37 protein-coding genes are annotated in these 24,340 nt (G+C 44.7%); 15 read left to right on the top strand and 22 right to left on the bottom strand.

The genetic code is table 11. From position 1 onward, the window contains the following. Positions 1 to 67: 67 nt before the first annotated feature. Positions 68 to 349: a hypothetical protein gene (locus ACYP03_RS22510; protein WP_459782188.1), complete on the bottom strand. Its 282-nt coding sequence runs from the start codon at positions 347 to 349 to the stop codon at positions 68 to 70. Positions 350 to 861: 512 nt separating this feature from the next. On the opposite strand from ACYP03_RS22510, the gene ACYP03_RS22505 reads away from it, so the two are divergent. From ACYP03_RS22505 to ACYP03_RS22475, 7 genes are all read left to right on the top strand, one after another. Next, the gene (locus tag ACYP03_RS22505) at positions 862 to 1,752 is read left to right on the top strand and encodes a hypothetical protein (protein ID WP_459782187.1); all 891 of its coding nucleotides are present in this window, start codon (positions 862 to 864) and stop codon (positions 1,750 to 1,752) included. A 759-nt stretch (positions 1,753 to 2,511) separates the two neighbouring features. Further along, the gene (locus tag ACYP03_RS22500) at positions 2,512 to 2,910 is read left to right on the top strand and encodes a hypothetical protein (protein WP_459782186.1); all 399 of its coding nucleotides are present in this window, start codon (positions 2,512 to 2,514) and stop codon (positions 2,908 to 2,910) included. A gap of 362 nt (positions 2,911 to 3,272) precedes the next feature. After that, the gene (locus tag ACYP03_RS22495; RefSeq protein WP_459782185.1) at positions 3,273 to 4,121 is read left to right on the top strand and encodes a hypothetical protein; all 849 of its coding nucleotides are present in this window, start codon (positions 3,273 to 3,275) and stop codon (positions 4,119 to 4,121) included. Then, positions 4,114 to 4,569: a hypothetical protein gene (locus ACYP03_RS22490; protein WP_459782184.1), complete on the top strand. Its 456-nt coding sequence runs from the start codon at positions 4,114 to 4,116 to the stop codon at positions 4,567 to 4,569. The genes ACYP03_RS22495 and ACYP03_RS22490 overlap by 8 nt, the downstream gene beginning before the upstream one ends. A 73-nt stretch (positions 4,570 to 4,642) precedes the next feature. Continuing rightward, the gene (locus ACYP03_RS22485; protein ID WP_459782183.1) at positions 4,643 to 4,990 is read left to right on the top strand and encodes a hypothetical protein; all 348 of its coding nucleotides are present in this window, start codon (positions 4,643 to 4,645) and stop codon (positions 4,988 to 4,990) included. Beyond that, positions 4,987 to 5,406 (top strand): hypothetical protein, encoded by a 420-nt coding sequence (locus ACYP03_RS22480; RefSeq protein WP_459782182.1) that lies wholly within the window; start codon positions 4,987 to 4,989, stop codon positions 5,404 to 5,406. Before ACYP03_RS22485 ends, ACYP03_RS22480 begins: the two co-directional genes overlap by 4 nt. 72 nt (positions 5,407 to 5,478) lie before the next feature. Next, positions 5,479 to 5,751 carry a hypothetical protein gene (locus ACYP03_RS22475; RefSeq protein WP_459782181.1) on the top strand — a complete coding sequence of 91 codons (273 nt, stop codon included), beginning with the start codon at positions 5,479 to 5,481 and terminating at the stop codon, positions 5,749 to 5,751. A 137-nt stretch (positions 5,752 to 5,888) separates the two neighbouring features. Here ACYP03_RS22475 and ACYP03_RS22470 read toward each other — a convergent pair whose 3' ends face one another. Beyond that, positions 5,889 to 6,656, bottom strand: a complete 768-nt coding sequence (locus tag ACYP03_RS22470) for a tyrosine-type recombinase/integrase (protein ID WP_459782180.1) — start codon at positions 6,654 to 6,656, stop codon at positions 5,889 to 5,891. A gap of 612 nt (positions 6,657 to 7,268) precedes the next feature. Between ACYP03_RS22470 and ACYP03_RS22465 the strand changes: the two genes are divergently transcribed. Beyond that, positions 7,269 to 8,441 (top strand): hypothetical protein, encoded by a 1,173-nt coding sequence (locus ACYP03_RS22465; RefSeq protein ID WP_459782179.1) that lies wholly within the window; start codon positions 7,269 to 7,271, stop codon positions 8,439 to 8,441. Between the two features lie 728 nt (positions 8,442 to 9,169). Here the strand turns inward: ACYP03_RS22465 and ACYP03_RS22460 are convergent. The 9 genes from ACYP03_RS22460 to ACYP03_RS22420 form a co-directional block, all read right to left on the bottom strand. Further along, entirely contained in the window at positions 9,170 to 9,502 is a 333-nt protein-coding gene (locus tag ACYP03_RS22460) for a hypothetical protein (protein ID WP_459782178.1), read from the bottom strand. A gap of 138 nt (positions 9,503 to 9,640) precedes the next feature. After that, on the bottom strand, positions 9,641 to 9,979 hold the full coding sequence (locus ACYP03_RS22455) for a hypothetical protein (protein ID WP_459782177.1): 339 nt from the start codon (positions 9,977 to 9,979) through the stop codon (positions 9,641 to 9,643). A 2-nt stretch (positions 9,980 to 9,981) separates the two neighbouring features. Next, positions 9,982 to 10,290: a hypothetical protein gene (locus tag ACYP03_RS22450; protein ID WP_459782176.1), complete on the bottom strand. Its 309-nt coding sequence runs from the start codon at positions 10,288 to 10,290 to the stop codon at positions 9,982 to 9,984. Between the two features lie 14 nt (positions 10,291 to 10,304). Next, the gene (locus ACYP03_RS22445) at positions 10,305 to 10,547 is read right to left on the bottom strand and encodes a hypothetical protein (RefSeq protein WP_459782175.1); all 243 of its coding nucleotides are present in this window, start codon (positions 10,545 to 10,547) and stop codon (positions 10,305 to 10,307) included. A 13-nt stretch (positions 10,548 to 10,560) separates the two neighbouring features. After that, positions 10,561 to 10,848: a hypothetical protein gene (locus ACYP03_RS22440; RefSeq protein WP_459782174.1), complete on the bottom strand. Its 288-nt coding sequence runs from the start codon at positions 10,846 to 10,848 to the stop codon at positions 10,561 to 10,563. Between the two features lie 16 nt (positions 10,849 to 10,864). After that, on the bottom strand, positions 10,865 to 11,122 hold the full coding sequence (locus tag ACYP03_RS22435) for a hypothetical protein (protein WP_459782173.1): 258 nt from the start codon (positions 11,120 to 11,122) through the stop codon (positions 10,865 to 10,867). Positions 11,123 to 11,345: 223 nt separating this feature from the next. Further along, entirely contained in the window at positions 11,346 to 11,807 is a 462-nt protein-coding gene (locus ACYP03_RS22430) for a hypothetical protein (RefSeq protein ID WP_459782172.1), read from the bottom strand. Between the two features lie 11 nt (positions 11,808 to 11,818). Beyond that, entirely contained in the window at positions 11,819 to 12,082 is a 264-nt protein-coding gene (locus tag ACYP03_RS22425; RefSeq protein WP_459782171.1) for a hypothetical protein, read from the bottom strand. Between the two features lie 98 nt (positions 12,083 to 12,180). Continuing rightward, the gene (locus ACYP03_RS22420; RefSeq protein WP_459782170.1) at positions 12,181 to 12,810 is read right to left on the bottom strand and encodes a tyrosine-type recombinase/integrase; all 630 of its coding nucleotides are present in this window, start codon (positions 12,808 to 12,810) and stop codon (positions 12,181 to 12,183) included. A gap of 137 nt (positions 12,811 to 12,947) precedes the next feature. On the opposite strand from ACYP03_RS22420, the gene ACYP03_RS22415 reads away from it, so the two are divergent. Then, entirely contained in the window at positions 12,948 to 13,514 is a 567-nt protein-coding gene (locus tag ACYP03_RS22415; RefSeq protein WP_459782169.1) for a hypothetical protein, read from the top strand. 100 nt (positions 13,515 to 13,614) lie between these two features. Here ACYP03_RS22415 and ACYP03_RS22410 read toward each other — a convergent pair whose 3' ends face one another. The 6 genes from ACYP03_RS22410 to ACYP03_RS22385 all read right to left on the bottom strand — a co-directional run bounded on the left by ACYP03_RS22410 (position 13,615) and on the right by ACYP03_RS22385 (position 16,427). Then, entirely contained in the window at positions 13,615 to 13,908 is a 294-nt protein-coding gene (locus ACYP03_RS22410) for a hypothetical protein (RefSeq protein WP_459782168.1), read from the bottom strand. A gap of 84 nt (positions 13,909 to 13,992) precedes the next feature. Continuing rightward, positions 13,993 to 14,436, bottom strand: coding sequence for a hypothetical protein (locus ACYP03_RS22405; protein WP_459782167.1), 444 nt, complete (start codon positions 14,434 to 14,436; stop codon positions 13,993 to 13,995). A gap of 221 nt (positions 14,437 to 14,657) precedes the next feature. Further along, positions 14,658 to 14,804, bottom strand: a complete 147-nt coding sequence (locus ACYP03_RS22400) for a hypothetical protein (RefSeq protein WP_459782166.1) — start codon at positions 14,802 to 14,804, stop codon at positions 14,658 to 14,660. A 355-nt stretch (positions 14,805 to 15,159) separates the two neighbouring features. Next, entirely contained in the window at positions 15,160 to 15,369 is a 210-nt protein-coding gene (locus ACYP03_RS22395; protein ID WP_459782165.1) for a hypothetical protein, read from the bottom strand. 59 nt (positions 15,370 to 15,428) lie between these two features. Next, positions 15,429 to 15,869: a hypothetical protein gene (locus ACYP03_RS22390; RefSeq protein WP_459782164.1), complete on the bottom strand. Its 441-nt coding sequence runs from the start codon at positions 15,867 to 15,869 to the stop codon at positions 15,429 to 15,431. Positions 15,870 to 15,914: 45 nt separating this feature from the next. After that, positions 15,915 to 16,427, bottom strand: a complete 513-nt coding sequence (locus ACYP03_RS22385; RefSeq protein WP_459782163.1) for a PadR family transcriptional regulator — start codon at positions 16,425 to 16,427, stop codon at positions 15,915 to 15,917. Between the two features lie 161 nt (positions 16,428 to 16,588). On the opposite strand from ACYP03_RS22385, the gene ACYP03_RS22380 reads away from it, so the two are divergent. Next, positions 16,589 to 16,846, top strand: a complete 258-nt coding sequence (locus tag ACYP03_RS22380) for a hypothetical protein (RefSeq protein WP_459782162.1) — start codon at positions 16,589 to 16,591, stop codon at positions 16,844 to 16,846. A gap of 328 nt (positions 16,847 to 17,174) precedes the next feature. On the opposite strand, the gene ACYP03_RS22375 is transcribed toward ACYP03_RS22380, so the two are convergent. The 5 genes from ACYP03_RS22375 to ACYP03_RS22355 all read right to left on the bottom strand — a co-directional run bounded on the left by ACYP03_RS22375 (position 17,175) and on the right by ACYP03_RS22355 (position 20,946). Beyond that, positions 17,175 to 17,471 (bottom strand): hypothetical protein, encoded by a 297-nt coding sequence (locus tag ACYP03_RS22375; RefSeq protein ID WP_459782161.1) that lies wholly within the window; start codon positions 17,469 to 17,471, stop codon positions 17,175 to 17,177. 144 nt (positions 17,472 to 17,615) lie between these two features. Continuing rightward, the gene (locus ACYP03_RS22370) at positions 17,616 to 18,068 is read right to left on the bottom strand and encodes a hypothetical protein (protein WP_459782160.1); all 453 of its coding nucleotides are present in this window, start codon (positions 18,066 to 18,068) and stop codon (positions 17,616 to 17,618) included. 16 nt (positions 18,069 to 18,084) lie between these two features. Continuing rightward, the gene (locus tag ACYP03_RS22365; RefSeq protein WP_459782159.1) at positions 18,085 to 18,324 is read right to left on the bottom strand and encodes a hypothetical protein; all 240 of its coding nucleotides are present in this window, start codon (positions 18,322 to 18,324) and stop codon (positions 18,085 to 18,087) included. Between the two features lie 58 nt (positions 18,325 to 18,382). After that, positions 18,383 to 18,793, bottom strand: coding sequence for a hypothetical protein (locus ACYP03_RS22360; RefSeq protein ID WP_459782158.1), 411 nt, complete (start codon positions 18,791 to 18,793; stop codon positions 18,383 to 18,385). A gap of 1,127 nt (positions 18,794 to 19,920) precedes the next feature. After that, positions 19,921 to 20,946, bottom strand: coding sequence for a RepB family plasmid replication initiator protein (locus ACYP03_RS22355; RefSeq protein ID WP_459782157.1), 1,026 nt, complete (start codon positions 20,944 to 20,946; stop codon positions 19,921 to 19,923). Between the two features lie 519 nt (positions 20,947 to 21,465). On the opposite strand from ACYP03_RS22355, the gene ACYP03_RS22350 reads away from it, so the two are divergent. From ACYP03_RS22350 to ACYP03_RS22330, 5 genes are all read left to right on the top strand, one after another. Beyond that, positions 21,466 to 21,804: a hypothetical protein gene (locus ACYP03_RS22350; protein WP_459782156.1), complete on the top strand. Its 339-nt coding sequence runs from the start codon at positions 21,466 to 21,468 to the stop codon at positions 21,802 to 21,804. A 296-nt stretch (positions 21,805 to 22,100) separates the two neighbouring features. Continuing rightward, positions 22,101 to 22,739: a hypothetical protein gene (locus tag ACYP03_RS22345; protein WP_459782155.1), complete on the top strand. Its 639-nt coding sequence runs from the start codon at positions 22,101 to 22,103 to the stop codon at positions 22,737 to 22,739. Positions 22,740 to 22,830: 91 nt separating this feature from the next. Then, the gene (locus tag ACYP03_RS22340; protein ID WP_459782154.1) at positions 22,831 to 23,217 is read left to right on the top strand and encodes a hypothetical protein; all 387 of its coding nucleotides are present in this window, start codon (positions 22,831 to 22,833) and stop codon (positions 23,215 to 23,217) included. 6 nt (positions 23,218 to 23,223) lie between these two features. Next, on the top strand, positions 23,224 to 23,589 hold the full coding sequence (locus tag ACYP03_RS22335; protein ID WP_459782153.1) for a hypothetical protein: 366 nt from the start codon (positions 23,224 to 23,226) through the stop codon (positions 23,587 to 23,589). Positions 23,590 to 23,865: 276 nt separating this feature from the next. Continuing rightward, the gene (locus tag ACYP03_RS22330; RefSeq protein WP_459782152.1) at positions 23,866 to 24,240 is read left to right on the top strand and encodes a hypothetical protein; all 375 of its coding nucleotides are present in this window, start codon (positions 23,866 to 23,868) and stop codon (positions 24,238 to 24,240) included. Positions 24,241 to 24,340 lie beyond the last annotated feature (100 nt).

The following is a 24,340-nucleotide window of genomic DNA, read 5'->3' as shown; positions in this document are numbered from 1 at the left end:
TAGGGTGTTTGGTTAGCTAGTTGTGGGAGGGCCGAATCTTCCACAACTAGCGCTGATAACAAATATGTCAACAATATGACGCTATCCAATCAGGTAAAAGTAGTTTAATTGGTTTCGGGTCAGGTCGATTCAATTTCCCATTTTCTAGATAAACACCTAAATTTAGCCATCGATTTACTTGTTGCGAGCTAACACCTTGGTCACGTGCAAAATCAGACTTAGCACCCCATTCTTTGCCGTACCAAAAGCTTATATATTCAACAAGTGGAACCCGCTCATGTTGCATCCTTCGAGCAAATTCAATCTGTTCAGCTATTGTTCGTTCAACATCCTTCTTAGACTGTTTCATAAGCTCCCTGGCTCTATAATACTGATTTACTATACACCTGTTGCGTATAAAAAAAAGTGGTTTTTTAATCCCTTAGGGTTTAAAAATCTAAAACGAATCTAATTTGGATTTAAAAGGAGAATTTTCTTGCAGTATGAACAGGATTGGTTAAAATGCTTATAGGTTTTGAGAGCATACAACCTAGTTTCGAGTAGTGAACTAAGTCATATGCTCACTGAACACAGAATGTGTCAGACCTCTCAATCTGATGATAAAGCATTCGCATAAGAAGCTAAGTCTCCGCAAGGGCTTAGCTTTTTTTGTATCTGCAGAACAAGCATTTGATCTTTTTCAAAAATGAAACTATTCTAGTGCGTATTGTTTGGATTGAGACCCCAAACGTTTTCATCAACTTGCGGAAATCAATATGATCTTTATACTTTTTGAATCGGGCTTTCCAGGCCCAGAACAACCTCACGAACTGCGTCCAAGCTCAGATGAATCTGTGACGAGATGGCAGACGGGGTTGTATCATGAATATCAATGATCACTCATCCCTATCAAACAATTCGATTTTAGAATCACTTTTCGATGATCTTGATGTGTCTACCCACTATGGGTGCACAACTAAATCTGAACGTGAAGCAAGTTTTCGAGCAAAAAGGAAATTGCGCAAACAGGCATTGATCAAAATGCATCATGAGATCTGCCTGTTGGAAAACGAGCGAGAAAGAAAAACTAAATTTGAGTTTGGCTTCAAAGCTCGTCGGTTACTGCAAAATGGTGAATGGGTAACATTACCACAAGAATTTGGCCGGATTCTCGCAGCATGTCAGGAATTTATAGAGCATCCCAATCGTTTTCCATCACTTTATGCTTGGGGTGGTGAGGCCATAAACAATGTCCAGTGCCGAATTTTAGTGGCACGTGTACTTGCGTGCATTTTACCTCATACTGATTTGATCGGTGGCCGGGTTGGATTTCCGACTGAAGCCGGTATGAAAACAATCAGTTATGATAAGCTTCAAGAAGAATATGCTTTGAGATTTGGTGAGTTCATAGCACCCAAATCGTTTGACAAAGCAATTAAATACTTAAAAAGAGCTGGTTATTTTCATTCTGAGCGCATTAATGTGAGCGTTGATGATGTCGAAGGGACAGTTAGAAGTGCACCGGCCTATAAACAATTTACTGAGAAATTTTTTTCTGACCTAAAAGTTGTCCGGTATTCCAATATTTGTCAGCTAATTCTAGAAACACGCAATAGACAACTCAAACAAGGCAAACGTTTTGAATGGGTAAATTTCCGCACCATTGCTGCCGGAATTCAATCAATTTTCAATGCTCAAAAATTGAACGGTTTTTCACAAACCATCACGGACGTTTTCAACGCATATAGCCTGCCGAACATGAATCCACATTAACCTACCAGGTCTAATCCGCGAGAGCGGAGGTTTTCGCACATCTGCAACAAACTATCGCTTGTTTTTTAATCAAATTTCATCTTCCCGATTAGAGTTATCTCCCTGGAACAGAGGTCAGAAGTTCATTTTTTAGATATTCTTAAGTTATTCACACAAAAAGTAGTGCAACAAAATATCACAACAAAATGATGCATTCATGCCATGTAAAACTATGCGGTGCTTATTAGATAAATAGTTAGATAAATAGTTAGATAAATAGTTAAATAAATAAAAAATAAATAATTAAAAAACAGTCGCTTCGCTCCAAAGTACCTCCCATTGCATTGAACAAATCCAACGATCAACGTTACATCACAGAACAATGCAACGGGCCCCAGTTCTCTGAACCTAAAATACCTGCACCTTATTCAATAAATCTTTCATTAATACTTCCTGTACACGCTGAAAGGTTCTTTTGTCATCCGACAGGAACCTCAATACCAACACGATAATTTTGCATGCCTGCGGCGCTGGCTTGACAGGAAGGGGGGGGAAGGCCCCTTTAATTATCTTCTTAGATGCAGCTAAATCGGCCTATTTTAGCTTCATCGTTCTCTCGCTACGCTCGGGCCATATATGGCTCGCACGGCTCACCATGTTGCTGAAGGAAGTCACACCATAACTAAAACAAATGCATATCAAACTTGATCAATAGGCCATATTGGCCTATTGTTATTGGTAATAGGTTTCTCTAGAAATTGATTAGTATTGGATATTGTGATGAAAACTGAGCGGGTTACGGCCCAGCAACATTGGATTGCACAACAAACACAAGCAGCAATAGAACAGATATCCAAAAATGGAGAAGCACCGGTCATTCCGCCTCAAACAGAAATTGATGAAACCAAATACAGCGGCACTCATTTACTTGAACAACCACATTATGAGCCCCCACATCCGGAACTGGTGACTGCGTATTTCAAGCATTTTCAGGCCCATTTCCTGGCATACAATACAGATGCCAAATTAGCCTCGTTATTGGGTGAATCTAGTAACCGACGTATCAGGGGATTTAAAAAAGGAGACATTAAAGTGCCTTTCCAAGTATGGCGACGGTTTTTGATCATGACCGGACGAGTGCCGCAGAACATTATTTCTGTGCTCGCTTATATGGGGTAACTTTCGGAACTGCTGACGATGCAACAAAATGAGTTGAAAATTAAAGGATTCGTTTTTACGAGGAACAATAACGGTTCAATTTCAATCCTCACCGGGGATGTGGTCTTGAATTGCCAAGTCCATGAACTGATTCTGACCCACGTTGACGAAACGATGTTGACTCTGGGTCATATTAAAGGGGTGTTTGTACTGAATTTGGCCGCTTGGCATCAGGAGCAATTGTGTGATTTTTTAAAGCCGGTCTTGCACTAAGGCCAGAGGAATAACCTGCGCGACAGCCGTCAAACTAGACGCGCAGGGCTGGCAGCGAACATGTTTCTGCCAGCGTTTTAAGCCTACCACAAAAAAGGAACATGCGTGATATGTCAAATAAACCGCTTCAGATGAGTGAAGAGGAAATGGCGCGCGTTGGCGCTATCTTCTTCAAAGCTCAGGGATGGGAATTATTCCCGGAAGTCGATATTCCAATTTTTCCCGGTCGCCCGGACCATGTTGGGTTACGGGGTGAAATGGTTTCCGTCATCGAATATAAAAAATCTCTTACCTATGAGGTTTTAGAGCAGTTAACTCGCTGGCATCATCATTTTGAAGATGCCAGTGAGCGGCATGAAAATCAGCGTGGCGTGCCCCATCTGTTGATCGCCGTGTCACAGCGTCTCCTGCGGCCTCGACCGTTTTCCCGTCTGAAACGGGATCTGATGACACGATACCGGTTGGGTTACTACGAAATCGAAAAGCGCCTGGATATTCGCCACGGCAGGCGGGCCGAATTCCCAGAGGGAGTGGTCTACAAAGATCATGGCCACAACTACGTTTTTTTCAATGAGCACCGTTATGAGCTCTTTGAAAACATTCCCCCGCGATTGCAGCAACATTCCCGCGCTACGGCCAACCGAATCAAACAGCATCTGAACCAGGACATGAAAATGGGCACGCCAGGTGTTACCGGCCAAAAAAATGCCTATATGTCAGAGTTCAAACGGACGATGGAAAAAGTCCGGACTGTACTGGAACGCGGCGGTGACTGGCACATTGACACCATCATCGATGTCATTAACAGTGAGCTGGACGGCCATCATTACTGCTCATACAGTTCGGCCAAGAGCGGTATCACTGCTTTTATCACGAAAATGAATATCGGCGTGAAGCTGTATGACAACCGTCCTGTATACCGGCTGTGGACAGATGAACAGGAGGCTGTCCATGAATAGCACATTGTCACCGGCGGCCATGCCGCTTTCTGTCCGTTTACTGGAATGCGTCCGCCGTCTTTCCTCGATGCCGAATACCGATCCGGAAGTCCTGGCGGGGATGATGATCCGTGAAATGGATTTGGCTTCAGCCCTGGCTGCTGCAGATACGCTGTTGGGTCTCCTGAAATCACAATACCGGGTACAGCAGCAGCCAACGGAATGTGACAGCGGCATCGAGCCGCTGCAGGGACAGGAATGTGCCCGTTGCTCACTGCCTATTGAAACCGGGGAAAGCTATATCAGTTTTGCTCGCCTGCAGATGGTGGGGGGAATGGCTGAGCTGCCCGTACAGACCGAGCACGATGATTTGCTGTTGTTCTGCGAACATTGCGCCGGTGCGATAGATAAAGATTCGGTATCGCTCCGTGTAACGGACAAATGTGGCGAAAATTATTTTGGCGGCTGATGCCAGTACCGGGGCTGTGCTGGCCCCGGTGGCATGACCGACTGACGTAACACTGCGAAAGGAAATAAACTGAATGGAAAACGTTGATATTTTTATTGACCTCGATAACCCGCTCTTTGTGCCCAGCGCCGATATGACCCTGTGCGAGATGATCCGAAAAGGGGGGTTTCACTGGCCGGGCGGGGCTACATGCGCGACCCAGGAGTGTGATGGTGAAATTCTCTGGTGGGATGCTCCCGTGGCTGAAGTTCGGGCGGCCCGCAAGCAGGCCAGCCGCTCAGCCGGTTTGCTGCCAATTGTAGGCTTTGGACATCAGATCACCGCCAATTATTATGCCGAATCAGAAATTGAGAAAGTTGCCCGTGACTGGGAAACTGCAGTTGTTACCATTGATGACTTCTTGGGAGCAACAACAAAATGACACAAGCCATAACTGCTCAGCAGCAAAAAGAGTCGTTCAGTGCAGAACAGCAGGCCGAATTTTTGCAATTTGCTGATGCCCTGGAGGCGTTGTGTGATCAGCTGAATATCAACTGGGGAAACTCAGACCATGCTTTCCTGAAACGGTGCCAAATCTCCCTGACGTTTAGCTATGATGAAGAACATCTGGCCGATACGTTGATCCGCCAGGTGCGGCAAACGCTCCTGGACGGCGGTCCGGACTTTTTTAGCGCCAGAGATTTCAATGGTGATTCTGAATTGATGGCCCCGGATCACAATCGTTTCCCTGTTCGGGCCTATAAGTCGTACATCATCAGCCACAACTACTGGTGTTTGGAATTCTATTTCACGAATGAGCGCGGGGTTCCGTTTTTAAGCGAGGATTGGGAAGGGTAGTCAATCGACGGGGGCGCTGGCCCCCGGTTTTCGGGTATACTGTTTAAATAAACAGTGTTGATGATTTCACTTATGCGCAAACGCCCACTCTATCGCCTGGATAACCACCAATATCCCTACAACAAACCCGGTATCGATGATGCCCGGCAGCAACGCAAAACTCGGGATGATTTAATCGCTCAGCTGATGTCCGAGCGGGCTGATCTGCTGGCCATCTGCGGTAGCTGTTGTCACCATGGCATCATCCGGTTTAATCCGGACACAGATGATTATCACTGCCTGCAGTGCAACCGGCCCTGGCTCGACCCCACTGCAGATCTACCCAGTTACTATCTGAAGTCATGAGTGAATCGCTCACTGTGGAAAAACGGGGACGCAAGCTGTCCCCTGTTTTACGCACAGCCGCTGTGTGACCGCTGGCGCTGACGTTTCCATTGCGCTCCGCGCCCAATAGGTATTTTTTGCTTTTTAACGAAGATTCTTTATCTGCCGAATTCCGGCCCGGCGACCCGCGCCGGTGCCAGCACCGGGCTGCCACTCACGGCCATCGAGAAACTGATCTCCGGCACGGCCAGCCCGCTGTCAAACCCGAGCAATTTCGTATAAACCATCGTGCTTTTCAAACTGCGGTGGCCCATCCACAAACTGATCTGACGAATATCGACACGGTTGAGCAGCAAATTAATCGCAAATGAGTGCCGCAATACTTTGGGTGTCAGCCGCACCGGCACGCGAATGCCGGTTTGCTGCAGTGCCTGGTCAATGTGCTTCAGCCGGTTGCGGGCGGTCTCGTCCGAGAATCCGAACACCCGTGATCGCTTATTCGGGCAACAGGTGACAAGGTAACTGTTAAAAAAGTCCGCAATGCCTTTATCCAACACCGGCACATGTCGAATTGCCAGCCCGGCATCCCTGGTCGCGATCTTCCCTGCCCCCCGGCGCTGCTGTTTCAGTGTCCGGAGTTTGAGATGCATCCGCCCGCCGACGGTGATCACATCCTCCGGCACGATGGCCAAGAGTTCATTGATCCGTGCGCCCGTCGCAAACAGCAGCTGCAGTAACAGTTTGTCCGTCAGGCTCACCGCCTGGCCCATCAATGCATCGATTTCCGGCAGTAACAGATAGCGGGGGCATTCGTCCAGCAGTTGCAGGGCATACTCCCGATGCTGCATATGATGCTGCCAGTTCGGCAGCGTCGGCCCCTGCGCCGGTGCCGGAAACATGGCCGTGATGCCCGGAACGTTGATCATGGTTAAAGCTTCCCTTGGTGCAGCCTGTTCGCAATTAAGTTACCCGGTTATGCACATATCCACGGACTGACGGAGACAGCCAACGCGATCGGAGGCGGTCGGTGGGGATGTGTGTAACCGGCTTGTGGTTTCGATTATGCCAGCGTCCACAAAAATTTCACCTCGGCTAATTCTCCCCCCGAACCGGCCCGGTGTGGGAATACTGCCCGGACGGGCAGAATAACCAAGCCCGCCCGAGGCGGGGGCCGTCAAGGCCTGCGTCCGGACTCAATCCAAGCCCCTGAATCCAAACGAGAAGTGACCCCGTGACGGCCCCTTGGTCGTCTGACGGTTTGCCCCGGTCGCCGGGCAATAAGACCGCCCCCGGCCGCCCAAACGCCCGCTTTAGATTATGCTGCGAACCCCGCGCCGTCGACGGGGTCTGGCAGCAGGAAATATCGGCCGGCAGCGGTCCGGAAGGGCTGTTTTGCGACATCCGTCCGCCACAACACAGGAGATTGTGCGGTTTGTCAGTTTGAATATGTATTTGTTTGTACCCCACTACAAATAAATACAAACAAATACAAACAAATTGTGCTATGCTGGTTTTATCAACATCAGGGAGAGTCCAACATGAGCCAAACACCATCCGTTGCCGGTCGTCCGCGCAAGATTTCCACCGAGCGCGTGATCGAGGCGGCCCAGCAGCTGCTGGCCGACGGTCGGGACGTGACCAAGACCGCGCTGCGGAAAATCATCGATGCCGGTCGCGCTGAAACCCTCTATGCCCAGTATCTGGAATATGTCGATGAACACGGCCCCCTGACCGTGCCGGTCGCCCCTGCCAGCGCGCCGGAGGTGGCCGAGCTGGCGGAGCTGCCCGCTGAATTAGCCGATCACCTCAGCGTTGCCGGGGCGGATTTGATTCATCAGTTTGAGCAGCTGGTTCACCAGGCTAACCGGATGGCAAACAGCATTCACAGTAAGCGGGTCAACGCGGAAATCGCGGCGGCGCGGGAGCGGGTACTGAAGGCGGAAACGGAAGTGAACGAGCTGACCGGCGATTTAGGCCGGGCCTTTGACGAGATTGAAGATCTCAAAGACGAAGTGGAGCAACTGCGGGAGAAGGACGCCGAACAGCGACGCCGGATCGCCGCCCTCGATGAGCAGCTGAAAGCGGCCCTGGCCCGTGCCGATCAGGCGGAGTCCGAGCTGAAATTATCTGCAGCGGCCGTGCAGAAACAGGCCCAGAAAATCAGTGAGTTAGACCATCAGAATGCGATGGCCACGGACAAGATCAGCAGGCTTGAATCCGACCTGGCCAGCAGCCAGGCCGGGTGCCAGGCGCTTGAGGAGAAAAACGGGCAGCTGGCCGCCCAGCTGGCGGAGCAGGACAAAACCTTGCACAGCCAGGGCGTGCTGATGACTGAGAAAGAAAAGCAGCTGGTCGCCCTGGATGCGCGGGCAGCAGCGCTGGCCGCTGAGCTGAAACAGCAGCAGGCGGATCACAAAGCCGAGCTGAAGGCGCAGCAGCTGGAGCACAAAGGGGCCCTGGCGGATCAGGAAAAACAACTGACCGCCCAGCTGGCCGAGCTGAAACAGAACAGTCAGGCGGCAGAAAAAGCCCTGCAAAAAACAATGACTGAACAGACAAAGCAGCTGAAAGACAAGGAGAAACTGATTGTTGATCTGCAGCGTGGCCATGCCGGTGAACTCGATGCGCTGAAGGATGAACTGAAGGCGGCACAGGGCCGGAATGATACGCTGTACGGGCAATTCATGGCGCTGACGGATAGGTTGAAATAAGCCGTAACCGGTTGTAATAAGCAGTTTTCTATGCAACACGATGTTGCAATACTGACACCCCCGTCATATACTGTTTAGGCAAAGTCATGTACAACATTTGAGCTGGATACCTACCACTGTCCAGTTGCGAATACAAAAAAGCCGCCTGCTGGGCGGTTTTTTTGTGTCTGTAGTGCTGTACACGCCCGTCTGTTAACCCATATAATCAAATTTGCATAGTCAGTCACCCTATGACTACACAGACGCCCTATCAATGCCAGAGGTCGGCATCAGTAGGGCGGGACGATGTCTTGCCCTTTATGGCCCGCTCGGCGGTGTGGTAGCCGGTTCTAACCCTGGGAGCGGAACGTAAATCTGGTAGTCGAATGTTGTACATGACTTTGTACTTCTTTGTGGTACTCAGTCCGGTTAGACATTGATGCCGCACGACTCCTTTCACGAGGAGTATGCTGATATGATGGAATCTATTGTCCTGATCGGCTTGTTTGTTGTGATACTGGCGGTTGGTGTGAAGGTGCAAATCGGAAACATCAACATAAGTATCAATAGCAACAACAAAAACAAGAAGAACTAAAACAAAAAATATTTTGTACCCGCTCTTACACTCAGAGCGGGTTTTTTATGTCCGGAATCTCTTGAACTCACTCATTTTCAATAGCTAACATTGCACATGCGATGCAACGTGAGTCGCCATTTTTCATATTTACCGCTATTAATCCTGTTATCTGTTAGTTAACCGAGCTTCCGCTGCTAATAACATTGCGAATATCATCGCAATCATCAAACTGACTCGTATTAACAAATTTTACATTTTCCAGAAATTCGAATACCAACGCTTGAATTTCTGAAGCGAAGTGTTTTTCGAGTTCATCATCATAAAAACCGAGCAGTCTTATAATGAGAGATCTCGCATTTTGCTCTATATTCTTTTTTTCATTAAAGTGAACAAAGCGAAATCCAGCAGGGCGCGCACACCTTGAAAGCTCTCCTGCGCTTCTGATTACTACCGCCACATGTTCAATTGCCTGTTTGGTTTCCTGGTACTTTGTATCCTCTAGCATGGCCTTTTTTCCCCGTAGTCCTTTCACATGTGAAATTGATTACTCATTTTTCATTGCATGGGTTCGCTACGCTCAGCAATACGACGAAAAATCGAGCTTCGAAATTGAAGTACTGCAAAAAACAATTTTCCCTCGTTATCAGAATTTAGGTGCGTTCGTGAATAGTTCACAAATGCGGTCAAGGTTACTGTTCAATTCGCACTCTAAGAAATCGAAACTCTCAAGAGTAGGATCACCACCTGAATGACCACGTTCATTGAGCCAAATATTTACCATTCCATCATCGTGTTCGATGCCGATATAGAACCCTGATAAATAGTCCTTATCTCGGACTGCTACGAACAAGTTATCTTGATTACCGTCAATCTCTACAAGTGGAACGTCTACACCACGTTTAAGAAGTTCGGCAACAACTTCACTTGTCGTTTCCATAATTACGATTCTTGAACTGGAAGCATCAGCAAGGACTACATTCATGTTCAATTCCCCTTAGTGTCTGGCTGAGCCGCTTCATCACCAATGCGGCATAACTCGGCAATATCTTCGCCCCACGTTTCTTTCAATGACGGAACGCTGCGGTCGTAATTGTCTTTGACGTGGTTAACGGCACATTGGTACACATCAGCCAGGTTACTTTCATGGTCTTCAATCAAACCTGACTCAAACGCGCCGACCATGTTGTTTACGAATGTCATCACCGCCATGCCTTGCGCCGCTTTGATGATGTGGGCCACGTCGCTGACTTCTAAGCCAACATCTTCAATCATGCCTACTAACTTCTGATCCATTGAAATTTTCCCAATTAGCCGTAGAAAGCCCAAACCAGGCATTTTCTGCCATCACCGAAAGGAACTGCTAGTTCACCGTGATAACTATCAAATTGGTCATTGTTCTGCCAAATATATTCAAACTCTACACCGTCAATTTCTGACTCTTGTTTCTTGAATTTTTCATCAAGGCTCTCAGTAAGCTGAATACTTGGAAACTCGTTCACTCCATCTTCAAAAGAGTCAACAATGTTTGCCATTAACTGTTCTAAATCCATGACACAGTTTCCCTTAATTCTGAGCCTGTAGGCTTTTGAGTAGTTCAGATAGCGAATGAGGTTTTGAATTTTCGCTTACCTTATCCAGAGTTTCTTGCTCAAACGAATGCGAATGGCGTACCAGCTCGTTAGCAATCTCCTTCGCGCTGGCTTCATCAATTCCGTTTGCCTGACTAAGCGATTTGGCTATCTCATTTATACAATCGTCAGTTTGAAGTTCCTCAGAAGAATACACCCATGATGCTACGCCAAAACCGCACATTCTCAGGTAGGCGATAAAGCTAGATACATCAATTTCCATTTTTATCAATTTCCCCTCAACATTCAAAATAGAACCGATCGATATCTAGATAAGGACGGAAGCAATCAACTTGAAAGTTATTCAATGTTAGTCGGGTAATTCCACCCTCTAAATTTTCAACCGTTCCATTATTAGATTTTGTAAATTGAATTGCTTGTTGCAACCCTAATTCATATCCTACTTTCTGATCGCGTAAGCAGGTTACAAGTCCCTCAAGTCCATGCATCTTAGATGCTTGGATTTTTAAAGCTGATAAATCCACATTCAGACGCATTACTTTCCCCTTATTTCTCGTGTCGGCTTTGCCAACCAATTAGACTAAGCAACAAAGATACGGTAAAAAGCACAATAGGGAACCAAACTGAATAGTTAAAACTGCCGACATTTTGATATGTAAACCACCCTGTAACCAGTACACAAATTAAGCCGAGTAAATTAAAAGGCAAAGCGATCTTCCTAGCCCAAATTACCGTTTTTGATACAGTCATATTTTCCCTTTACGCTTCGTCATCTTGCTTCAACTGGATTTTGTGAGAAACATTGCCAGCTATTGCTTTAACTTGTTCTCCTGACAAGTTTCCAATGTCGGATGTATCGACATTAACTGTCTGTTTAACACCGCTGAGGTTAGCCTGAACATCTTCTGAATTACTAAATGGTTCTGCAAACCAGGCTACGGGACCATCTTCTGTATCGTGAATTGACAATAAAAACGCGTTCTGGCTTGGTGCTGTTGGTTCCCACGGCGAGCAATCATCCAAGTCTTCATCAAACCATCGTTCAACAAATTCTGGATTGGCGTCACCTTCCATATCAACAATTAACACTTTGAACTTGTTTGCTGCTTCAAATTGCTCAAATTCACCGTCAGAAATCGTTTCACCCCTCTGAGCCACAAGTAAACCTGGGTGTGTCCAAAATCCTTTTTTTCGCGTAACTTTAGTTGCCTGAATTGTCATCTGATTCTCCTTTACTTGTTAAACCGAACCTCGATACTGTCAAAGCCCAACTCTTTAACTAATATTCCCAGATTGTCTAAACGCCACTCTCTCAGCTCATCTACCCGGCCATGCCTGACGGCATAAACCAGCTCACCGCCTTCAGCTATACCAAACAGACTGAACTTGCCGGGGTTAATGTTTGACTCAACCGCAAACAAATCTTTGATTGTTGGGGTTTCAGCCAAGCGCTTAAACTCTCCTTCCTTAACTCGACGAGTTTTCAAAAAAAACACCTACTTTAAACATTGTGACATTTTGTAGATGACATATCGTCATTATGTCACATGACTGGTTAAAACTAAATCGTTTATGTGCTATTTGTATCACATAATTAGAATGCTATTTCCGCCAAGGCACCCATATTAACTGGGTCACTATCAATTAACCTATAAGTGGTCTTTAAATCTCTGTTACCTAACATTAAATGTATGGTCGGAACATCAACGCCTTTACGTTTGAGCCTTACAGCAAACGTTCGTCGTCCAATTAAAATGCTCGGCTGATCAATACCGGCATCACCAAGCAGCCGCTTAATGTGATTGTTCAGAGCGTTACAGTGGTAGCTGTCGTTCCCGGACGGCGTCGTCCTGCGTTTGATATTGAATTGATCACCGTTTGACCTGGTAAACATCGGCGCATCCGGGTCATGCCCAAGGAACTGATCGGGGTGGTTACCATCTTGTTTGCGCTTGCCGATGTAGTCTTTAATGAGATTCTGCAACTTGATGTTGCTGATATAAAAATCGCGCTCAACATCACCACGGACAGCAAAACACTTTGTCATCTTCCCGTTCTTCCGGAACACATCACTAACCTGGACCCGGCATATCTCCAAAGTAGTCATGCCCGAACCAAGAAAGAAACCAAGAAGGCACTTATTCAGCTCCGGTTCCCGGCTCTGGCCTATCACTTTAAAGAGCCAGTTTTTGTCTTTGTCTTCAATCAAAGTGGGTAAAGCCATTGTGTATATCTCCGCTTTTACTGGAATTACACACACGGTATCAGTGAAATGGTTGATTTTCTGAGAACTGGAATTGATAGGCAGTAGGTTTAGGGGAAAACGGCTTTGCTATACTGGCATAGAGTCCCGGAGTGAAGATGATGGATAGATACAAGTACGCACCTGTTTGGACAGATCACACAGGTTACATAGACGTGTCTACTTACAGGGCTTTTTGCGCTTGCAGGATGCTCGATTTCAACAAAAACGTTAGTCACTTTTCACGCAATCATAAAACGCTACCCTATGTTATGAACGGTAAAAAGAGACAACTAACTCCCGACTTCACCGTGCGTTACAAGCAAGATGATTTCTATCTGCATTGCTATTCGTCACTTACGAAAGAACAGATCGAGTGCTTACGCCAACAGCATACTCTCTACTTTTGGTCTGAGAGATTCATGCTTGAGCACCCGATGGTCAAAAATATTGATTTGATGAGGCGTTATCATAAAGGATCGCTTTGGCCTGACTTTGCACAAACCTTGGTCGTACCAACTCTATTAGATAAGCCATTAACGCCCAAAGGTCTCTGCGAACAACTCAATTACGATATAGGCGAAGCGAATAAGCAATTATTGCAATTAGCAGCTTATGACAAATTAACTTTTGACATCCATCAACCCTATTCTGAAAACACCGTATTTTATATAGTCGAAAATTAGAGGGAAAACGGGGCCGGACAGCCAGGGCCGGATTTTAGCATGCTAAATTTCAACAGGTAGATATGGCGGGTCACACCGAGCGGTGAGCCCCGGAACGGGATCAGGAAACCTTGTCGGCTTCAAACTGCGGGAGGTGGTGTTGGACTTCGGCCAGAAACAGAGGCTGTTCCAGCTTACCGGCGAAGCGGATCCCCTGGCAGACATAGGCTGGTACACAGCCGGTCTTGTTCTTGAATTTGCCGTTATACATATCCTGGTGTGCCTTGCGCTTGAGGCCGAGAAAGGTTTTCCAGAAGGTGACCGGGACCGGCTTGCCATCCGACAGGGTGATCCCCGCTTCCGTGACCGCCAGGGTCCAGCTATCAATTAAGTGTTTGTATTCGTCAAAGGTCATTTGCTACACTTCCGGCATCAGCCTTTTACACCTCGTTTGAGGCTGGTCATCAGGCCGGTGTGTCGCAGCACCGGCCTGATTTCGTTAAATGGTTATGGTTTGCTCGTCTAGATAATTAAACCCGTAACGCAAGCGGTGGTTGATAATATTTCGCCTGACATTCGTTACCACAAAGATTCTGTTAAGAGATTGATTTTTCTGTAGTTTGTCAGCGGTGACGTTCATAGCTTGCAGCTGGTTATAGACCTGGTACCGCGCCTCTATAAGCTGTGCCATGCCCATATCTTTGACCGCAAGCCTGATAATATCAGCGCAGGAAAAGACCACCATTTGCCCCGTTGTCGATTCATGCTTGGCAATAATGAACTGGTGCCCCTTATTCTCATGAATATCGCGGTGGTATTGCGCCACAATGCGATCCCCGTAACCATCATCCCAACCATTCGCGGCGGTGCGGCCATACAGGCGCGAATGCTTATAGTTTGCTTCGATAAAACGCTTTACTTCCTGCAGAGTGATAATTTCCATACTTACCTCGTTTGATTGTATAAGCCCTAAGTCGCAGTGGGCTTGTTGAACTTACCCAATTATCATGATGGCATATTATGCCAATTGCAATGAATTTGTGATCATATTTGTATAAAGCCCAGTAATTTAGCATGCTAAATTTAGCTAATACGCGATGGCAGGAGTGAGAGAGTGACAAGAAAAAAGAAGGCCCGAACTGTGCCGAGCCTAGTTGAAGTTGATCAGGATATTAGTTCTTTCTCCTTGAGCAGCGCCAGGACAATATCACTAATGTCATAAGGCAGGCTGCTGTCTTGCTCGCCAAAGAGAGCGAGCAAGGATGCATTCAGTTGTTCGATGGCATCTTCAACCTGGGCAAAATATGCCAAACATCAAGCGCTTTGCTACAAAAATGAAAATAGAGGGAAAACGATTCTTGAAGCCCTTCAGCCGGACTTTATTCTGCATCAGTGTGGTATAAGTTCACAAAACGATGTCTATCTACAGCTGCCAGCCGATATTATCTGCTGAGAAACCGGATACCTGGCGCGGTCGCAGCAGCACAGTCAAAACCGAGTGCAAAGCCTGGCAGATGAGACAGTTAAAGCCTATCTTCACTGACTTTTTCAAACTTCAGCCCTTCGAGATCACACCATTTTTTCTGGGGCTACACCCCAGACCCCGTGGCACGTTCACGACTGAGAATATGAAATTCACAGCCGTGAACGTGCTTATAAAACTGATTTAAACGCCATCCCTTTTTAAGATTTTATCTGCTTGTCTGATGATTTTTTCTGCTAACGCTTTACGTGATTTATTGTCGGTTCTGCCAGTTAAATGTTCAATTATTTCTAAAGCAATTTTTTTTGCATTTTTTGGATTCGTTCTCAGTTCATGATTTAATGAAATTTCAGCATCAGAAACGCTCGTGTTTAATAAACTTGTCGTGTCCATGGTTATTCTCCAGTATTTATTCTTGATGTTTACGAATTGTAATTGAAAATTGATTCCAGTTATTGACCCTGCATATTTTGCTTCTGACGCTCAAGCAGGGCGATTTGCTCGCGGTACAGCGCAATCTTAGTTTCAAAAACTTCATTCAGATCCAGTGATTGAATGGGATGAGCGGCTGTATAGTGACAAAGCATTTCGAGGCCGGGGTCACGCCGGGCCTTGAAGACGCTCCGGCATACCGTTTCGTCTTCGTCCTGCTCCAGCGGCAGATGACACAATGGGCAGTACTGGCCGTTCGGTGATGGTAGAACCGGGTGACAAAGCGGCGCTAGCCGCGCTAAATAACGAATGCGAACATTTTCTTTATATGTGCCGGTGTGCTGACAATGATCATGATCTTCACAATGCAGCACCCGTTCACCATCCGGTGCAATCATGATATTGGTGATCTGACAGTTACATTGATTACAGGGTGTGTCTTCCCAATCTTGTTGTTCCATTGCAGCCTCCAGGTCGGTTTTAAAAGATTGATGTGATTGAAATATTTACAACGCTGAAAAAGAATCGATTGCTTTATAGCAAAATAATACCTCAGCTTTGTAAATGGCTATTTTTCTTTGAATTGCCAACCATTCTAAATTCGAAATGGCATTACATTTTAGTGGGTCATTTAAAAATAATAGCTCCAATTTGTTTATTTCTTTATTTAAAATTTTTATCAGTTTTTCATAATATTTGGTATTGCCAGAGTTAAGCATGACAGTATATGCACAATGCAAATTGTTTATTCCAGGTTTAAATTCACTCGTAAACTGATGGATCTTTTCTTCACCAAGCTGAGTAATCGTGTAAATTTTTTTATCCGGTTTTCCTATTTGGGGCAGGTTTTGAATTTTTACAAACCCATACTTCGCCAGTTTATTGAGATTACGGTAAATTTGCTGATGAGATGCTTTCCAGATGTGACTAGATTCTAGTACTTTTTGAATGTCATATCCTGTTGATGGTTTTTCTTTGATTTTAATGAATAACTGAAAATCAAGTGGTGATAAATTCATGTTTTCCTCACGCTTGCATATCATATTTGATATGCGGACTATATATCAAATATGATTTTTTTGCAATGTGTGGCATATGGGTGGTGCCTACTTTTGATATGTTCTTGTGGCTGTCATATCATTACATATCAAGTAGTTCTGAGAGAGGTATAATCGCGGAAATGGCAAAGGAGAATGATGGACAGCGTTATATTGTGTCAGCAACAAACGCAATCAAAGCTCAAGGTCCTATAAAAGAACTGTATCGAGCAATTTATAAAGTTGAAGGTTCGAAAACAGAAGTTCAACGGCTAACAAACAGACTGAACCCAGAAAGAAGCAATCCAGGAGCTGATTTTTTAGGTTTAGTTATTGCACATTTACCCGAGTTACATGAGATGAGTGTGGCAGAGTTTTTTGGTCTTGATCAAGTCGAGTGAAGTAATTTTTGAAATTTTGATTATTATCTAACTACAAAATTTATCCTTTATTTTACAACTGGTCTGTGTTTCAATTCGGTCATCGGAATACCAACCGATATAGTCAATTAGTGTGAAAGTTTGGGCCGCCTCCGGGCGGCTTTTTCAGAACATTGTGAAATTGCCATACGCTCATACTCTAACCGCCTAGATTTCTCTCGGCTCCAGACCCACTTCATCCTGAACAGTGAAATCCATCCTGACTCTTATCTATAACACCACCGACCAGTAAGGACAGATTTTTCAACTGTAAATTTAGCATGCTAAATTTGCCCCAAAATTTGTTGAATCAACTCTTTTCCTTTATGACCTGAAATTCAGTTATTTTTTCCCAATACCTATCAAGCATCCAGTCATATCTCGTCCAATTTGTAGAACAGGTTAGCATGATTAGGTATGACCATGCATCAATGCAATCGTCCAGATCTGTTTTCAATAAAACTTGATATGGTTCAAAAGCTTTGATTTTTTCTAAGGTTTCCTTTAAAGATAATTTGGTTTTTCGCAAATCTCTTGCAAAGTCATAAACAGCCAATAAAAGTTGCAAATTAGAATTCAAGTGTGGGTTCATATGTTGAATCTGCATAAGAATTACTTTCAGCTAAAACAGATAGAAATAATAACTTCTCCATGATATTTCCTATATGTTGTGTGCAGGAAAATCAACCATACATTGTTTTGGTACTTCTTAAGACTATCAGAAAATCAATGCGCGACACTTTTGACGTATTCACTGATTGTTATTGAATAATGGATCGATATCGTATCCCATTAACTTAGCTTGTGATTGAAGGTGTCCTATGAAACGATCAATATCTACGCTATCGCCGTATGTTGGTGCTTCGCTAGCTGCAAAAAAGGCACAAGCCGCTTGATAGATTAATTCACGGACTTCCGTATCGCTGCACCCCTGATATACAGCAAGCTTGATTCGGGCAGATGGAAACAAACTGAGAATATTTGCCACATCACCTTGACTGACAATGACGCCAGTTGTCTCAGCAATATGTAATGCAGCCTCTTGATATTGTTCAGAGGTCGGTTGAGCATTTCTATTGTCTAAGTAGAACTGCATTGCATCACGGTGGATTTTGAAAATAAACTCTACCTGTTGTGAATCTGTTACACCGTTTTGATAGTTGTTTAAAGTTAAGTCTGTACTTTTAGCTGTTTTAATGAACATACGAATATTTTCCCCGTTAATGTTGTTCGTTCTGTACCCATACTGAATAACCGAGTTCAGTTGCGTACCAGTCATGGCCGTACTCGCTGGGAGCGACCAGTTTTATACTAATTAGGTTCTTAAAAGAACGCATGTCAAAATGATCAATAGGCATCGTGCTTTTACGCTCCCCAGCGTTCTGACCGCGAGTGATGAGCGTTTGACGAACAACATCATCAAGCTGTGCTATTTGAGTGCTTGTTAAACGTATGGTCACGATGATTCCTCATTACTTAACTTTACTGGCACTAACTTCATGTCCTTTTCAGGTGTGATTACTGCCCCATGAACGCAAAAACTTTAATAACGTCCTGCGGCTTCCGCCCAGTCATGACCAGGAACCGATCCCAAATTTCATAAGGTACTTTGTATTTGCCCTGCTTCCATTCCCGGATCCGGCGGCCTGATGATACACCCAGCAATTTAGCTAGACTTTCATCAGCCTTGTACTCCGGGAAATGGGCCTGAAAATGTCTGAAATACGCCCCGATAATGTCCGGATGCGGTGATTGATACCGCCGATTATCCAGCAAATGAGCACGACTGTAGTCGCTCTCATTAACTTCTTTTTGCGGGGGAAGAACCGGCGCAAACAAATTTTCATTTAATTTTTTGATCGCTTCTTGTGTTCCCTTTTCAACGATTACACGCTGTTGTTCAGCTAGGGATGGAACAATAAATTTCATGAGCTCTCTCCGATATTCAGGGGGCTTTCGCCCCCCGTTTTATCTCGGGCACAGTTCGATGGAACGAATGTCTGAAACCCTGATGTTGACTAGACTCAATGTTCCGGTGGTCAGCGGCTCCCATTTACGCTCCAGGTGTATCGCCTCAAAGCAGTAGTAGAGGTATCGGGGTAAGAGTAAATCTGTTCGATCTACTCTGACACCGATATGTTCAGGATTGAATTCCTGAACTGGCTGACCAACGGATTTTAAAGAGCCTCGACGAACAATCCAAAAATCTGCATCAGGAAAGTTTGTCTTTATAGTCGCAACATCTGAAAGTTTCATCGTTACCTCAAGCGGTGGCAGCAACCAGCCCCCTCGGTACGAGTGGCTTTCTGTGTGCCCCCGTTGATTATTATATTAGGCGGATTCCGCCTAACATGCAACAATAATTAGGCGGATTCCGCCTAATGCGCAACAAAGTCGGGCATACCTGGAGGGAAGCTGCAGACCGGCTGCCGGGTCAAATCATCTGCAGACCTCCCGACAGTGGTTTATTGTGGCCATGTTGTGAAGTACCTGTTTCACCGCTATGGCCAACATCGGCCAGCTGACCGAATGCCTGGCGCTTGATGCGCTAGCGCTCAAACTACTGAAATCCGAATTAACCCAGTGCAGTGTTGCACCCGGACTATATTCTGCGTCAGTCCGGTTTGAGTTCACAAACAGGGGCTCGGCTGCAGCTGCCGGCTAACATTTTCTGCTACGAAAACCCATACCTGATTGACTACTCGCAGCACAATCTAAAACTGGGTAGTAAGACTGCCCGCTGCGACATTAGCATTGTTAGATAGTGACAGATTGACGAGATTCACTAGCTAAGTGTGACAAAATGACGGAATAATACGTAAAGCCATTATTGTGACATTATGAATAGAAAGGATTGAAGCCTGTGACAGATTGACGTAAATAGGAACATTAAATACAGGGCAGCGAGAACTGAGGGTTATCTAGCAGAGAAGATAGAGAATCTTCATATGCAACAGAAATATTTAATGACAAAATGACGTTTGAATCAGCTTTAAGTGTGACAGAGTTATTCCTGTCTCACCTTGTTTGATGTTTACCTTCATTCTGTCACAAATCTATACGTCTGAGACGTCCGGGCCTTCAATTGCCTGGCTCTCTTGCTGAATCTGCTCAAATTTAGCCATGAACTCCTTATCAACAGCAAAACCTTCAATGATCATATCCATTAAATGCAGTTTGAAGTTGTCAAGTTCTTCCATGCTTGGCACACGGCTTAAACTATTGATATCACTATATGTGATCACTGCTGCTTTTAATGATTTAGGGTCAACATCATCAAGTTTGTTTAACTTCTGTTTGCGATTCGATTTCGATTGAATCGTAAATGCAATCGACTTTGGTTTGCGCTTATTCTTCGGGTCTGGGATTTCTCTGTATGTGATGTTCAGTTCAGTCTGACGGTTGATTTCTTCAACAGAAGGAATCAGGAAACGACGTCGAAAATCAGGCATACGAGACTGATAACTGGCAGGTAAATTATACCTCTCACACAGCCAGCTGATATGGAAAACGACCGATCCTTTTGCGCTCCATTGCATAAGGGATTCATAAAGTCGCATGGCATACGGTGAGTTTAATTTACCAGCTTGCATCAAGATGATTTTGGTAAATTCACGCTGATTTTGAGTGATGATATCCATCAGGCGTGGGTTAAAAAAGAGCGTTGTCATGCCTCGTTTAGGGCGGTAACTGCGCATCGTTAGCCATGATATCCCATCCAGGGCCTTCTCACCTTCTTCACCATCCTCATCCGGGACAAAAAACACAACCTCTTTTTTCATCAGTGATTGAGTGATGTTTCTAATATCACGAGACGTATTATTATTTTCCTCATCAAACAGTGATTCATAGTCACTGTGGTTAATGTCAACTTCAACCTCATTATACGTACCACGACGGGTAGACCCCTGATTAAGCGCCATAATCGCCATATAAATCAATCGCTTTTCATTGCGAGTCAAGCTATATGCCGCACTGGTCAAAGCGTTTGATTGCCGGATAAACAGATCTCGGTCTTTTCTTTCTTGAGGATAATCTTGTGACATATTGACGATAAACTGTGACAACTGGAAATTTGTCACAGTTTAGCACTTAAAGAAGGGGTAGAAAAATGTTGTCCACAAAAAAATACAATTAACCGTCATTTTGTCACTGCAGAACCATCATTGCGTCACATAAAATGTGATGTTAGCCGTCTTGACGTCACACAAAATCGTCATGATGTCACAACAGACACCCTTGGAACCCCCGTCATATCTGGGCTGAACATGTTTGCTAAAAGATCTTTAAAAGATCTTTATAAAAGATCTTGTTAAAAGAGTCTGTAGCTGTGGATAAATCTTTTGGCTCTATACTTCACTTCAGTAATAAATCAACGTAATACTCGTGCAAAAAGACAGCTGTGCATTTATGGATAACTATTTCATAGTTACCCACAACTACACAGCCAAAGCGCAATCATTTTTTTGTTTATTGAAGAATTGAAAGAAGCTAAGTAATACATCAAGCCGACGCTGAAGGATTCTATTGTCATCCGACAGGTACCTGTATGCCAACACGACAATTCTGTATGCCTGCGGCGCTGGCCAAACAGGAAGGGGTTGTCTTCAATTTTTGAGGGTTTTGTCTGTGTGAATCTTGTAACAAAAGTCGTGAGTAAAAACCATTGCGAAAATATGTGTAAAATATACACTACACTTTTTATGAAAGAAACGAATCCTTTAGGAAATCATATGACTCCTGATGAATATAAATGTGCTCGTAAGCAATTGGGCATGAATGTATCTGAATGGATAGAAAAATTGGGTATATCGATTGACACGCATAAAAATTTTAGTAGTGGTCGAAATGGTCGAGATACAATATCAGCAACAGTAGCTAATCATATTCAAACCCTGCTTGAGCTCCAGGCACTTCAAAAACAGGTTGGGGAAGATTAATGGTATTCACTGGCCCTGTTCGTGTTTAGACCTGATATTTTTTGGATATTGGAAGAACCTGTATAAGCTAACTCATCCTGTTTATCTCCTGTGCACTGTTCCTGGCATAACAAGGTCAGGTTTGTTGCTGCGGAACATTGACCCTATCATTAAAACCTAACTCAGGGCTAATCATCCGCACGGATGTTTATTAAATGAACACCATAGATAAGGTGTACATTATACACTAAAATATTGATTTGGTGTATAATGTACACTATATTAAGGGCTCATCAGCACGATAATAGGAGTGAAAGATGATCCCTCGTAACCGATCCCTTGTCCCATATTGCCCTATGATGCGGGCCGCAAGAGAAGCAGCTTTCACGAATGGCCGTGGACAGTATTCGTATGCAAAGGCTTTTTTTCGGTCATTAGTTGGTTATTCTCAACCCAAGGCGAGCGATTTATCGAGTTACTTTGACCGACCGAGTAAAGTCGAGGGGCGTATGGGGTATTCTATCCAGAACTACTTGTATGCTATCAATACGTTATTAATTTCCGATGGCTACACAGTCATTAGCCCACTTTCTTTGTATCACCGTGATAAGCTATTTCCTGGGTTTCGCATAGCCGAAAAATCTCGATTTAAAAATCGTTTCAGTCTGGATTGGCAAAGAAAACAAAAACTGGCAGCCAAACATAAGCACCAGGAAGAAAGCCACAGACAGGAGCAGTTTCAAGAGCATTGGCATGAGCTCAAGCAATGCCAAAGGCACGAAGAAGCAGGAACTTTACTTGGCCAATGGTCTGATGATGATTTTGATGAATCGATCTTACGGGCTTTATGTGAGCGTTGGTATAAAGAAAATCCGATTACATCCTGGTCATTCCATGAGTTATACGCTGATACCGCAACCAGCTTGATTATTCTGGATTTCACGTTGACTGACTAGAAATACAACACAAGGGTGTATTAATTACACCTTTATGTTGATTTGGTGTATTAAATACACCATAATGGTCATCAACTAGTGGGGATACTCAATGAATGCATACGCAGCACGAAACATTCTTAACACAAACATAAGGCTCATAGATTTAGATGATTGGCAAGAGTCATTGCCAGAAGCACAGACGGACTTAGAACGCAGTTACAAACTGTTTTCTGCACTATCAATGACAGGCTTTCGGGCGATTGATAAATCAGTTCTGGCTGATATAGAGGCTGGCATTCAAGCCAATAATTGGGATGCGTACAAGCACTATTTAATTACTGCACGCGATAAGTTAAGCCGATTCCTAAAAGAGCACACGGAATTGAGGGATCGCAGTCAACGGAAAGGGCGTTCTGCAGAGCTGAATAATGATGAAATCGAATCTCTGACATTCAGTGTGATCGGCAATAATTCAGACAAACCAGATAAGGATTGATAAGGGATGAAGCATTCAGCTGAGGTTATAATCAAGGCGATTGAAACAATGCAGCTAAACCCTTTAGCCTGGTCGCATCAGCAAAAGCCAATGTTAGCAAAAGCGTTGGGTGTTAAGCCACTAATGGCTGGCCGGTATATATCACGTTTTACCACAGGCGCTGATCGTCACCTGGAGTTGAAAGCAGATCACACCGGTTATCGCTTGTTGACGCCTGAAGAGCGGCAGTACAATGCGGATCAGTATCAGCAGTACTTAGCCGAAGAAATAGAGCGACAAAGCATTAAGCAGGCTATCGCGGCGAGTGGCAATGTAGAGTGTTTTATCACGTTCAAAACTCAAACGTTCAGAAAAAAGACCAGGAACGAGTAACACCTTTAGTAGTCAATATTGACTAACAAAAATGGGTGTATTATACTCTATGCATCAATTGATAACGGGGCTAAAGATATGGATTTTAATAAACAGTGCGAAAATCAGGCAAATAAAGAGTTTATTATTTATGGTCTGTTAGGTGCAGTTTGTTCGCTTATCTTTGCGTTTCTGTTTTTGTTTTAATAAAACAACTGTCTCTATAGACACGGGGTTAGTGACCGGCCATCTGGCAAACAACTAGGCTTTATGCCATTCTCAAAGGAGAACACTAGTATGCGTCATGCATTATTCAATTCTATTTCTATTCGCGCTGCATCAAAACAGCAGGCTGTTTGTGCCTTGATCGACTTCGGTACTGAGTCGGCTATGCACAGCGATGTTTCCTGGAACGGTTTACTAAATGGTACGCCAGATTGGTCAGAATTCTTGGCAGCAGTCGTCTGCCCTGTCTGCGAGTTTGAAGGTAAGCCTGGTGTTTTTACCCCTCTTTCCCGAAAAGATGTTCGCAATAACCCGCATATGGTCAGTCAATGGTCTGTGTACGGCGTGACCTCGGCGCGTCAATTCGTTTCATTGCATCATTGTGATACCCGCGCCGAAGCGGAGTATCGTGTGATGTTAGCAATGGCAAAAATTCACCCGCGTTAACTGCACAATGGCTGATGCACACCGGCCAAATTTAGCATGCTAAATTAATAGGCTTTATCGCAACCTCCGTCAAACCCACCATATGTAGTCAATATTGACC

It is taken from the genome of Photobacterium sp. R1 (assembly GCF_054600795.1).
The sequence above is the reverse complement of the archived record's forward strand: the minus strand, read 5'-3'. Positions and strand labels throughout refer to the sequence as shown.